This is a genomic window from Streptomyces sp. TM32 (assembly GCF_004122755.1).
GTDB lineage: Bacteria > Actinomycetota > Actinomycetes > Streptomycetales > Streptomycetaceae > Streptomyces > Streptomyces sioyaensis.
Genome location: NZ_SDIG01000185.1, coordinates 1 through 11,906, shown reverse-complemented (window position 1 = coordinate 11,906; position 11,906 = coordinate 1). Strand labels below are relative to the sequence as shown.

At 71.5% G+C, this 11,906-nt stretch carries 8 protein-coding genes; 3 read left to right on the top strand and 5 right to left on the bottom strand.

Annotation, left to right across the window (positions count from 1 at the left end; all coding sequences use genetic code 11):
* Positions 1-240 precede the first annotated feature (240 nt).
* Positions 241-1,632: an MFS transporter gene (locus EST92_RS27655; RefSeq protein WP_129283472.1), complete on the bottom strand. Its 1,392-nt coding sequence runs from the start codon at positions 1,630-1,632 to the stop codon at positions 241-243.
* A 220-nt stretch (positions 1,633-1,852) separates the two neighbouring features.
* On the opposite strand from EST92_RS27655, the gene EST92_RS27650 reads away from it, so the two are divergent.
* Positions 1,853-3,103 (top strand): type ISP restriction/modification enzyme, encoded by a 1,251-nt coding sequence (locus EST92_RS27650; protein WP_129283471.1) that lies wholly within the window; start codon positions 1,853-1,855, stop codon positions 3,101-3,103.
* Positions 3,104-3,352: 249 nt separating this feature from the next.
* On the opposite strand, the gene EST92_RS27645 is transcribed toward EST92_RS27650, so the two are convergent.
* The 3 genes from EST92_RS27645 to EST92_RS27635 all read right to left on the bottom strand — a co-directional run bounded on the left by EST92_RS27645 (position 3,353) and on the right by EST92_RS27635 (position 5,653).
* Positions 3,353-3,616 (bottom strand): hypothetical protein, encoded by a 264-nt coding sequence (locus EST92_RS27645; protein WP_129250670.1) that lies wholly within the window; start codon positions 3,614-3,616, stop codon positions 3,353-3,355.
* Between the two features lie 272 nt (positions 3,617-3,888).
* Entirely contained in the window at positions 3,889-4,695 is an 807-nt protein-coding gene (locus tag EST92_RS27640; protein WP_129283470.1) for an SGNH/GDSL hydrolase family protein, read from the bottom strand.
* A 247-nt stretch (positions 4,696-4,942) separates the two neighbouring features.
* The gene (locus EST92_RS27635; protein ID WP_129283469.1) at positions 4,943-5,653 is read right to left on the bottom strand and encodes a YoaK family protein; all 711 of its coding nucleotides are present in this window, start codon (positions 5,651-5,653) and stop codon (positions 4,943-4,945) included.
* A 507-nt stretch (positions 5,654-6,160) separates the two neighbouring features.
* On the opposite strand from EST92_RS27635, the gene EST92_RS27630 reads away from it, so the two are divergent.
* Both EST92_RS27630 and EST92_RS27625 read left to right on the top strand, forming a co-directional pair.
* Positions 6,161-7,273: a DUF5925 domain-containing protein gene (locus EST92_RS27630; protein WP_129283468.1), complete on the top strand. Its 1,113-nt coding sequence runs from the start codon at positions 6,161-6,163 to the stop codon at positions 7,271-7,273.
* A gap of 82 nt (positions 7,274-7,355) precedes the next feature.
* Complete coding sequence (locus tag EST92_RS27625) at positions 7,356-8,372, top strand: DUF5954 family protein (RefSeq protein WP_129283467.1); 1,017 nt, start codon at positions 7,356-7,358, stop codon at positions 8,370-8,372.
* A 97-nt stretch (positions 8,373-8,469) separates the two neighbouring features.
* On the opposite strand, the gene mgtA is transcribed toward EST92_RS27625, so the two are convergent.
* Positions 8,470-11,190: a magnesium-translocating P-type ATPase gene (gene mgtA, locus EST92_RS27620; protein ID WP_129283466.1), complete on the bottom strand. Its 2,721-nt coding sequence runs from the start codon at positions 11,188-11,190 to the stop codon at positions 8,470-8,472.
* Positions 11,191-11,906: the final 716 nt, after the last annotated feature.

Below are 11,906 nucleotides of genomic sequence, written 5' to 3'. Positions count from 1 at the left end.
CAACGGGAGGGGACGGGCCGGAGGGGCAGGGGTGTGGGACGTAAAGCGAAGCAGTCCCACACCCCTGCCCCGGAGGCTCGTCACCGCACCCGACAGCCCCGCGCAGCGGACCCCGCCCGCCGCGTGGGGTACCTCCCACGCCCTTCAGGCAGTGGGGGAGCAACGGCGGGCGCACCCGCGCAGCGGGCGACAAACGGCGAACAACCCCCACGGCGGGAAAGCCGACAACGTGGGAAGACGTCAGATCCGTTCCAGGCTGCGCCCAGTCGTGCGCGGCCCCAGCAGTGCCACGTCCAGACACAGCAGCAGCATCAGCGCCGCCGAGCCGGTGAACACCGCGGCCGGCCCGAGGTTGCTCAGCACGCTCAGCGCGACGAACGGGAGGACGACCGAGGTGAGCCGGGACAGCGAGTAGGCGACGCCGATCGCGCTGCTGCGCAGACCGGTCGGGAAGATCTCGGTCTGGTAGACGTGGAAGGCGTTGGAGAAGACGTTGCTGCACACCGTCAGCAGAACGCCGAAGGTGACGACGGCCCAGGTGGCGGCGGCGAAGCCGAAGGCCAGACCGCAGGCGGCGATGCCGAGCGCAGAGGCGATGATCAGCGTCCGGCGCTCGATCCGGTCGATGAGGGGGATGGACAGCGCCGAGCCGATCGGATAGCCGCAGAAGCTCAGCGCCGCGTACAGCAGCGACTCGGTGACGGTGTGCCCCTTCGCGGTGAGCACCACCGGTGCCAGCGACCCGAAGCCGTAGTAGCCGACGGTCTGCAGCACCTGGAAGAGCCACCACATGACGGTCCGCCGCCGGTAGCAGCCCCGGAACATCGCGCCCAGCGGCACCTTGCGTTCCGGGACGGTCTCCGCCTCGGGTACCGAGGGCAGGCTGCCGCCGCTCTCCCGAGCCGCCCGCTCCTCCAGCCCCGCCACGATCCGTTCGGCCTCCGCGCCGCGCCCCTGCACCAGCAACCACCGTGGCGATTCGGGGAGTTGACGGCGCATCAGCTGAAGGAACGCGGCGCCCAGCGCACCGGCGACCAGGAGCCAGCGCCAGCCCTCGATGCCCAGCAGCCGGTGCGCGGCCACCAGCCGGGCCCCGAGCAGCGCGGCGACCGGCACCCCGACGAAACCGATGGTGTACGCCCAGGCGATGTAGCGCCCGCGCACCGCCCGGGGCAGGAACTCGGCGAGACAGGTGTCCACCAGCACGAGTTCGGCGCCGAGCCCGAGCCCGGCCAGAAAGCGCAGCGGAAGCAGCCAGGACAGATCCGGGGCGCCGGCGCTCAGCAGCGAGAAGAGCGAATACCCGGCCAGGTTGACCAGGAACATCCGGCGTCGTCCGAAGCGGTCGGCGAGCACCGACAGCACATTCGCGCCGACGAACATCCCGAGGAAGCCTGCCGCGATCACCCAGGATTTCGCGGTGGGCCCCAGATGCCACTGCGCGGCGAGCACCGCGGCCAGCACCCCGCCCAGAAAGATCTCGTAGAGGTCGAAGAAGGCACCGATGCCGACGACGAGGGTGAGGCGGCGGTGCCACCGGGACGGCGGCAGCCGGTCCAGCCGCGCGGCCGCCCGGTGACCGATGGGGGTGCCCCCGCGCCGTTCCGGCGTGGGGGAGGCGGTGTCCGTCATGGCGCTCCTCCCCTGAGCAGGTCCCGGCGCACCGCACGGAGCCAGGTCCGCACCGTGTGGCCGGGCGTACGGCGAGGACCGTACTCCGCCAAGATCAGCAAGCGGAAGACCGCGGGGCCGCCCCGCCCCGGAGGGGTGGTGTGACCCGCGGGACGGCGCGCCCCCCGGGCCCCGTGGTTACGATGCCGAGGTCAACCGAACGGTCCGGGAGGGGGTCCGCGTGACGGCGAAGCAGGACGCGCCACGGCTGTCCGATCTCATGCCGTGGTCCGTGGCGCCGCTGCGGCTCGGCCGTTCCTGGGTGCGCGCGCCGGATCCGGCGACCTTGCGCGCCCGCTGGACCGCGCTGGTGGAGGCCGGCGACCCGGCTGCCCGCGAGCGGCTGTTCCGGCCGTCCCGGGCCCGCACCCTGCACTCCGCCGTCGGCCAGCTGCCGGGTCAGGCCACCCCGACCGGGCGGCTGCACCGCGCGAGCGGGCCCTGCCCCGAGCCGGTACGGATCCTGCACGGCCCCTTCGACCAGCAGTGGCTGCTGCCCGACCACCGGCTGATCGACGGGGCGCGGCCGGAGCTGTGGCGGGTGGCGGACGAGCGGCAGCTGTTCGTGGTCGAGTGGGGCCAGGTACCGCAGCTGCCCGGCCCTCCCGTGGTGTGCTCCACGCTGCTGCCCGACGGGCGTGCCCCGGCCGGCCGCCCCGGCCGGATCCGCCCGTTCTACCGGCGGCCCGGCGGCCGGGAACCCAACCTCGCCCCCGGCCTGCTCACCCTGCTCGGCCGGCGCCTGGACCGGCCGGTGCACCCCACCGACCTGCTCGCCTGGCTCGCCGCGAGCGCCCGGCACTCCCCCGACGGCTGCACGGTGCCGCTCACCGCCGACCCGGAGATCTGGGAGCGCGGTGTCGCGCTCGGTGGGCGGCTGCTGTGGCTGTGGACCCGTGGCGCCCACGTCGACGGGACCCCGGGCGGGCACGGCGGCGAGCGGCCCCGGATGCCCGGCGGCCGCCGCCCGTACGTACGTTCCGCGCTCCCCGCCCGCGGGCTGCCCCCGTCCCTGGGCTACGACCCCGAGGAGGAGGCGCTGCTGCTCGGCGACGGCCGGATCTCTCCGGTGCCCGCGGGCGCCTGGGACTTCCACGCGGGCGGGGTGCGCGTACTGGAGGCGTGGTTCGCCGCGCGCACCGGCACGTCGGCCGACGAGCCGGAGCCCGGTTCGCTGGCGGCGCTGCGCCCCGCGCACTGGCTCCAGGAGTGGACCTCGGAGCTGCTGGAGCTGCTCACCGTACTGGCGCTGCTGTCCGAACTCCGGCCGCAGTGTACGGAGTTGCAGCAGGCCACGGACGACGGCCCGCAGTTGGCGGCATACGAACTGCGGGCGGCCGGCATCCTGCCGGCGCCGGTCTTCGCGCACCGCCCGGCCTCCGTGCTCGACCATCACGAGGAGGGCCCGGAGGGGCAGTTCGCGCTGCTGTGAGCGCGGCGCCGGAGCCCGGGGCGCACACAAGAAACCACCCGTCGCAACGCAACGGGTGGTGGGGAGTCCTGCGCCGGCCGGGTGGGGACGGGGCCGGCGAAGTGAGCGGTTCACGGCACCGGCGGGGCGAGGATTCCCGCCCCGGCGAGCACACCGACACGCTGCCGGCGCCCTGGGTCTGACGAGCGATCGGACCGCAGTGCCGCGCCGGGACGGTGTGATCGCCCGAGATGCCGCTTCAGAAGCGGATCAGCCGTGCCCGCCGAACAGCGAGCGCCGCAGCCTGCGCAGCGGCGCGAACAGCGACACCCTGGCGCCGCGGCTGTTCCTCGAACGCGCACGATCACGCGCGGTGAGCTCCTGCATCAGCGAGGTCGCGCCCTCCACCTCACGGTGCGGGACGGCGGGACCTCCCAGCACGGCGAAATGGCGGTCGAGGCGCGCGCTGGACGCACTACTCCCGCAGTTGATGGCAGGGACTCGCGCCCTGCTACGCACTGTTATCTGTTCCATGACTCTCCCCACCCTACGAGGGCACCCGGCCCGGGCAGGGTAACCCTATCTCTCTCGGAGGACACGCGTGCAGACCGGTCAACGGATTCACCTGCCTCGCTTTGACGTTGACGCACACCATACGGAATGTCACCTACACGGCGCGGACCAGGGCGAGTTGAGCAACCACCGGACGCCCCCGCGGGGGCCCGGGGGCGCCTGACGGGGCGCCGGGGCGCACAAGGAGAGACCGGGATCTCACTGCCCCTCCCCGGCGCCCGGCGTACGGGTCGTCACGCAGCGGAGGCGAACACCGGGAGATAGCCGCCGGACTGGCCGGCGGCGGTCGGGTGGTAGGACTCCTCGACGGGGAAGGTCACGCTGTGCAACCAGGCGCTGCCGGAGCACAGCTCATGTCCGGAAAACGTGGCATTGACATCGGCGAACGAGAAGCCGTGGTCGGCGGCCCGCTTGGCGGTGACGCCGTTGATGTCGTCGGCCGCGGCGTTGATCGCGGCACGGGACTTCTCGGAGAGACCGGCGATACAGACGCCGTTGAGCTTGTAGAAGTGCGGATAGCCCAGGACGACCACACGGGCGGCCGGGGCCTTCTGGGAGATCGCGCTGTACACCCCGTCGAGCCGGCCGGGCAGGGTGTTGTCGATGTAGGTCCTGGCCTGGGCGACCCGGGCCAGACAGGCGCTCTCGCCCTGGAGCGCACAGGTCGTCATGGTGTCGGCGAAACCGGCGTCATTGCCGCCGATGGTGATGCTCACCAGCCCGGTGGCGCTGCTGAGCGGCCCGAGCTGACTGCTGAGAACATCACCCGTTCGGGCGCCGGAACAGGCGGTGAAGCGGAACGAGGAGGGGGAGTGCGCGGCGGCCCAGAGGGCCGGGTAGGACTTGGCGCTGCGCTTGCAGGAGCCGCTGGCACTGTCGTAGCTGCCGGCCCCGACGCCGGAGGAGTAGGAGTCGCCGAGGGCCACATAGCCGGTGGCGGTGGGGAGTTGGGCGGACGCGGCGGCGCTCGCGCCGGTGAGCGCGAGCGCCGAGGTGACGAAGAAGGCGGACGTCAAGGCCGCGAATCGGGACAGTTTCATGGAACCTCCCTTAGCAGGAGCTCTGCCACATCCGTCGTAGCAAGACTCACGGGTAGCCGGAAGTGTCCATGCCAAAACTCATCGGCAGTTCGCGGCAAATCTGGCGATCCGAGGGGATGTTCACCGCCATATCGCCGCTTCGGCGCCCGCTGCCCGACACGTCCATGACCACCCTGATGGCGCACCGCGGGAGACCGCGGAGGCTCCCGCCTGCGCGGCGCCGACCAGTGGCGCGGGGAACAGCCCGTCAGTCCTCGGTGGTGGTACGGCGGTGGGCAAGGCCGGGCATCATGAAGGCGGTGGCCGCGACGGTCACTGCCACCAGCGCGATCACCAGCATCGGACGGGTCCCCAGACCGAGCAGTGCGGCGCCCAGAAGACCGCCGACGAACATCGCGCCGACCGAGGCCAGCCGGCGGCCCCCGAGGTGCCTGCCGTACCCCAGCCGCCTGTCGTGCCCCACCGGTGATCCGCTGACCAGTGCCGTCATCGCCCGGGTCTCCACAGTGGTGGTGAGGTCGGGCGCGGACACCCGCATGGCGGTGACGTTGCGCATGCCCATCGCCATTGCCATCAGAGCGATGACGGCATAGCGGCGGCCGGGCGGCAGCCCCGGGCCCGGCCCCGACTGCCAGGCCGCCGCGGCGGCAGCGGCCAGCACCCCCGCCTCCACGATCAGCGCAACCGGGAACCACGGGCGCCGGAGGCGGGCCAGCCCCGACTCCACCCGGGCCCCGAGCGCCGCACCCAGCAGGAAGGCCCCGATCGACACCACCGTCGCCGTCACGGGCACACCGCCCTGCCCGGCGATACCGAAGCCGAGGAAGAGCAGATTGCCGGTCTGGGTGGCAGTGAAGACCTGACCGAGCGCCAGAAAGCTGACGGCGTCGAGCATCCCGGTGACCACGGTCAGGCACACCATGATCATCGTCAGGGCGATTCCGCCCGGCGGCTCCACGGACGCGGCTCCTTCCGGCGGTCCCTCACCTCGCGGCACGTCCCCCAGTCTCCGGAGGACCCGCCCGTGGTCCCGCCATTGCGCCGTCTGTGGGCGACTCACCGGCACCGCACCGCCGCCCGGTCGCACCGTTTCCCGGCCCGGTCTTCGTGAGGGCCGCTGTTCACCCTCTTCACCGCGCAGGAGGGACGACGCGATAAAGGCGGGTACAACCCTCGCCATTCCAGCGGCCCTTGGCATCGCCGAAGAATCCCTGAGGCCCTGAACCCCTGAATCCCTGATTCCCTGGCGTGCATTCCGGACCGAAATGCGGGGGACGCGGCGGCGGGGAGAAGGGACCTACCCTGACGTTCCCCGTCACGACCGCCACGACGCCACACGATGCGCACATCGGCCGGTGAACGACCCGGTACACCCGACTTTCCGAGTAACAGTTCTGTTCTGGTAGCGGGAAAACGCCGGGATAATCCGTGTGCGTGCGGGGCCACCGTGACCGATCATGGCGGGATGTGTGCCGATCACGTCCAGCCGTCCGCCACCGAGGAGTCCCTTCCGCTCCGGCTGACCATGGACGACAGCGATTCGCCCGCCGATGTCGTCGATGCGCTCTTTCTGGGACGGTTCGCCAAGGGGGAACAGCCCTACGCCCGGAGCCGGTCCGTGGACCGGGTGCGTTCCGGGCTGACGCTGCTGCCGCCGGGCGCCCGGATCCTGCGCGCGGCGCGGGACGACGACCGCGGCGCCACGCTCGCCGAGGGCGACGGCTACACCGTGCTGGTCTCCCGCTGGAACCGCGGCGCCGATGTGACGGTCACCGCCGTCACCGACGAACTGGCCGAGAAGGTGCTGGCCCAGGCCGTGGACGGCGCCGAGGACGAGCCGGCCCCGCAGCCGGAGAACGTTCCCATGGGCTTTTGGTACTTCTCCCCGCGCCGCGGACCGCACCGCACCTCCCGGCAGATCTCGGCCGGCACCTGGGAGGAGATCCGGCCCAACTACACCGCGCCGGTGGCCGAGGCGATGGACGGGCTGATGAAGGTGGCGCCCGAGGAGATCGCCGGCCGCCTGCTGTTGCTGCACGGTCCGCCCGGTACGGGCAAGACCTCCGCGCTGCGCACCCTGGCCCGCTCCTGGCGGGACTGGTGCCAGGTGGACTGCGTACTGGACCCGGAGCGGCTGTTCAACGACGTCGGCTATCTGATGGACATCGCGATCGGTGAGGACGACAGCACCGGCAAGGGCCGCTGGCGGCTGCTGCTCCTGGAGGACTGCGACGAGCTGATCCGCGGCGAGGCCAAGCACGCCGCGGGGCAGGCGCTGTCGCGGCTGCTCAATCTGACCGACGGACTGCTGGGCCAGGGCCGCAACGTCCTGGTCGGGGTGACGACCAATGAGGACCTGGAGCGGATGCACCCGGCGGTGATCCGTCCCGGCCGCTGTCTGGCCCGGATCGAGGTCGGCCCGCTGAGCCGCGCGGAAGCGGTGCGCTGGCTCGGCACGGAGCAGGGCATCGGACGCGAGGGCGCCTCGCTGGCCGAGCTGTACGCGCTGCGCCGCGGCACCCGTCCGGCGTCGGTCCCGGCCCAGGACGCGGGGGCCGACGCGGGGCTCTACCTCTGAGGCCGGGCCGCCACCGCGGCGGGCGGCGGTCACTTGCGGCGTTCCGGCCCACCGCCTGCCGCCCGCCCACAACAATGCGTACATGGACGATGACTGGAAGCGACAGATCGAGCGGCTGCACGCGGGCTTGGTCCGGCGCGACGATCCGGCCGAGTGGGTGACCGAGGCCGACGCCGTGCAGGCCTCCTACCGCTATCCGCATCTCATGCTCCGCGGACCGGTCTTCGGTCTCGCCGCCCAGGACCCGGGCACCTCCGCGGACTGGCGGCTGGTGCGGCCCGCGACGAGCGGCACGCCCCAGGAGGCCCGGGACAGCCTCAATTCCCTGCTGTGGTTCCGGGCCAAGGACGACACCGACGACCCCGGCGTCCGGCGGGAACTGCTGGCCGCGGTGGCGGTGCTGGAGCGCGAGCCGGTCGACGAGCTCACGGTCCTCGGTGTGCGCTACCGCGTGGTGCGCGGTGAGGAGTTCGCGCGCAGCGGCGAGCGCGGCCTGGAGCCGCCGCGCCCCACGGACCCGGAACCCACCGACCGGTCATGGGACGGCCGGCACGACACACCGTCGCCGGACCTGGGCTTCGCCCTCGTCCCCGGCCGTGAGGACGGCCTGATGGCCGGCGCCATGAGGCTGGCCCTGCGGGGGTTCGCCTATACCGGCGCGCGGTTTCCCCCGGAGGTGCGCGAGGACTCCGCCCGGGCACGCACGTCCCATCCGGAGGTCGTCCTCCTTCCCGTCGGCTTCGGCGTGGTGGAACGCAGCGGCCCGGGATGGCAGCCGCAGGGAGCCCTGATGGCGACCCCGCACGAGGCGCGGCGGCAGCTCTTCGGCGCACTGACCGAATTCTGGCCGCTGCTCCACAAGTTCGACGACCGGGAACGGGAGCAGTACGCGCGGGCCGCCGAGGAGTTCAAGGCCGCGGGCCGCGCCGACGAAGTGCGGGTGGCCGACACGCTGTACCGGATCTGCCGTATCGAACGGATGGTCAGATGCGGCCCCGACGGCCCGGAGCCGCCCCGCCCCTCGGACCTGGACGACTACGGGCCGACGAAGATGCATCCGACGATGGACGAGGACGGCACCCTCCACCACGGCGAGTGAGGCGGCCGCGGACCGGCGGCCCGCCGCGGTCGGCACGGCAGCCGTCCACCGCCCGGCCGCGGCAACCGTCCGCGTCCCCTCCCCCTCTGCTCCCCCTCTACAGCCAGCTGTGGAACCTGCGGACGTACCAGGTCTTCACCCACTGGGTCAGCGCGCAGTAGGAGAACAGGACAGCGATCAGCCAGGGGAAGTAGCTCATCGGCAGCGCCACCATGCCGAGCCCGGCGGCGAGCGGCGAGAAGGGCAGGAACAGCCCGGTGGCCATCGCGAGGCCCGTCATCACCATCACCGGCCAGGACGCGCGGGACTGGAGGAAGGGGATCTTGCGGGTACGGATCATGTGGATGATCAGGGTCTGCGACAGCAGGCCCTCGATGAACCAACCGGACTGGAAGAGCGCCTGATGGGCCTCGTTGTCGGCGCCGAAGACGTTCCACATGATCAGGAACATGGCGATATCGAAGACCGAGCTGATCGGTCCGATGGTGACCATGAACCGGCCGATGCCCCGCGCGTCCCAGTTCCGCGGCTTGCGCAGGTACTCGGGGTCCATCCGGTCCCACGGGGTGGCCAGCTGGGAGATGTCGTAGACCAGGTTCTGGATGAGCAGGTGGATCGCCAGCATCGGCGGGAAGGGGATGAACGCGGAGGCGACCAGGACGGAGAAGACGTTCCCGAAGTTCGAACTGGCCGTCATCTTCAGGTACTTGATGGTGTTGCCGAAGGTGGTCCGCCCCTGGGAGACGCCGTCCCCGAGGACGGTGAGGTTCTTCTCCAGCAGGATGATGTCCGCGGACTCCTTGGCGATGTCCACCGCGGTGTCCACCGAGATGCCGACATCGGCGTCGCGCAACGCGGCGGCGTCGTTGACACCGTCGCCCAGGAAGCCGACCGTCCGCCCGTCGGCCTGCAACGCCCGTACGAGACGGGCCTTCTGGACGGGGGTGACCTTGGCGAACACCGTGGTACGGGCGGCCAGTTCGCGCAACTCCGCGTCGGGGAGCCCGTCGAGGTCGGGTCCGGTCACCACGTCGCCCACGGTGAGGCCGACGTCGGCGCAGATCCGGGCGGCGACGAGTGGGTGGTCGCCGGTGATCACCTTGACCGCGATGCCCTGGTCCGCCAGGCCCCGCAGGGCTGTCGCGGCGTCCGCCTTGGGCGGGTCGAGGAAGGCCAGGAAGCCGATCAGTACGAGCCGGTCCTCGTCCGCGACGCCGTAGATGTCGCGCGGTTCGTCCATGGTCCGGGTCGCGACGGCCAGCACCCGCAACCCCTGCTGGTGGTGTTCCTCGGCGATCCGGCTGACGTGCCAGCGCAGTTGGCCGGTCAGGGCGACCTGCTCGCCGCGGTCCCTGACGTGGGTGCACAGGTCCAGGACGTCCTCGACCGCACCCTTGGTGATCATGATGTGCTCGGGGCGGCTCTCCGCGCCCGCCAGGGTATTGCGGCGGAGGACGACCGACATCCGCCGGCGGGCGAAGTCGAAGGGGATCTCGTCGACCGGCTCGAAGCGGGCGTCGACGACAACCTCCTCGGCCTCGTGCATGCGGTCGATGACGGCCTGGTCCAGAAGGTTGCGCAGCCCCGTCTGGAAGTGGCTGTTGAGGTAGGCGTACTCCAGGACCTCGGTGTCCTCCCTGCCGTGGACGTCCACACAGCGGTCCAGGACGACGCGGTCCTCGGTGAGGGTGCCGGTCTTGTCCGTACAGAGCACGTCCATGGCGCCCAGGTTCTGGATCGCGTTGAGCCGCTTGACGACGACCTTGCGGCGGGACATCGCCACCGCGCCCCGGGCGAGGTTGGCGGAGACGACCATCGGCAGCATCTCGGGCGTGAGCCCGACCGCGACCGCGACGCCGAACTCGAAGGCGCCCTTCCAGTCGCCCTTGGTCAGCCCGTTGACGGCGAACACGGCGGGGACCATGACCAGCATGAAGCGGATCAGCAGGAAGCTGACCCTGCGGACGCCGTGGTCGAAGTTGGTCTGCGGGCGGTCGCCGACCAACGAGCCGGCCATCGAGCCGAAGTAGGTGTCCACGCCGGTCGCCACCACCACACCGGTGGCGGTGCCGGAGGTCACCGAGGTGCCCATCAGGCAGAGGTTGCCGGCCTCCACCGGGTCCGCCGTGGCGCGCTGCCCCCGGTCGTCGCCGCGGATGTCGTCCTTGGCGACCGGCAGCGACTCCCCCGACAGCGCGGCCTGCCCGACCATGAGGTCCTTGGCGGCGATCAGGCGCAGATCGGCGGGGACGAGGTCGCCCGCGGCGAGCTTGACGAGGTCGCCGGGGACCACCTGGTCCATCGGCACCTCAAGGGTGGTGGGCAGCGACGATCGGCCGGCCCGGCGCTGGACCGCACAGGTCGTGGTCACCAGCTCGCTGAGGGCGTCGGCGGCGCGTCCGGAGCGGAATTCCTGCCAGAAGCGCAGCAGTCCGCTGACACCCACCATGACGGAGAGGATCACAACGCCCGGATCCTCGGGGTCCTGCACGTACATGACGGCGGCGAGCAGCACCAGGACGGCGATGAAGGGATTCGCAAAGGCCTTCGCCAGCTGAATCCCCCAGCTCGGCGCCTTTTCATGGGCGACGGTATTGGGGCCGAAGCGCTCCTGGCGTTCGGTGACATCGGAATACTTCAGACCGTTGTGCCGGGCGTGCAGATCCTGCAGGACCTGCGCGGCGGGACGCGCGCTGACCTGGGCGAGCTTTTCGCCGACGACACGGGTACGGGCCTCCCATTCGGCGGCTTTTCTCGCACGGCGGCCGCGCGGGCCGCGGCCGGGCGGAGCGAGCTTCTCCGGGGCGAGCAGGGTCATGGTGAATTCCCTTTCCGTGCGGGACGGCATGGCGGAACCGCGCCGTCGTACGGAGTGGTGAAAGGAAGGTGAAGCGGGCGGGCGGCAATGGCCTCTCCCGCGATGCAGAAAATGGTGAGTATTTTTTGTGTGCGGCCGTGGCGCACATGGATCAGGGCACGGCAGAGCGCCGCGCACCGCGGACCACCGGCCCGGCGGCGATCAGGAGCCGCTCAGCCGACCGGCGGCGTTCAGCCAACCGGCAGAGTGCGGTGAAGACTTCGATCGGGAGACACCCCGATCACCTCCTCCACTCGCATGGGACGGCCCGGACCGACGATCCCGCCGAGGGCACCACCAACGGCACCACTAACGGCACCACTAACGGCACCCGACGGAACGTAACACGCCATTCTGGAGAATTGGAAATCTGAAGCCGTCTTCAGGAATTTCAGCTTTTGTTCAGGGTCATTGCCGGAGGATCGGCGTCATTTCCAGGGGGGCGATTCTTGTGCCGGCGGGGGCGCCTGCCCGTCGGCCGGTAGCGCCCGGCGGATTCACGGAATTCCTCCGCAAGGGGGCGGGCAGGGGGGCGGCGCATTCCCGGTGCGGCCGAGGTCGGGCGGGGCCCAGCGTCGGCTCACCCCCGGAACTCGGAACCCGGATCCCGGCACCCGACCCCTCGCCCCCTTGCGGAGGAATTCCGTGAATCCGCCGGGCGCTACCGGCCGACGGGC

Excerpts from the sequence above, each read along its gene's own strand:
- EST92_RS27640 (WP_129283470.1), bottom strand. The coding sequence starts at position 4,695 with ATGAAACTGTCCCGATTCGCGGCCTTGACGTCCGCCTTCTTCGTCACC.
- EST92_RS27645 (WP_129250670.1), bottom strand. The coding sequence starts at position 3,616 with ATGGAACAGATAACAGTGCGTAGCAGGGCGCGAGTCCCTGCCATCAAC.
- EST92_RS27655 (WP_129283472.1), bottom strand. The coding sequence starts at position 1,632 with ATGACGGACACCGCCTCCCCCACGCCGGAACGGCGCGGGGGCACCCCC.
- mgtA (WP_129283466.1), bottom strand. The coding sequence starts at position 11,190 with ATGACCCTGCTCGCCCCGGAGAAGCTCGCTCCGCCCGGCCGCGGCCCG.
- EST92_RS27625 (WP_129283467.1), top strand. The coding sequence starts at position 7,356 with ATGGACGATGACTGGAAGCGACAGATCGAGCGGCTGCACGCGGGCTTG.
- EST92_RS27630 (WP_129283468.1), top strand. The coding sequence starts at position 6,161 with ATGTGTGCCGATCACGTCCAGCCGTCCGCCACCGAGGAGTCCCTTCCG.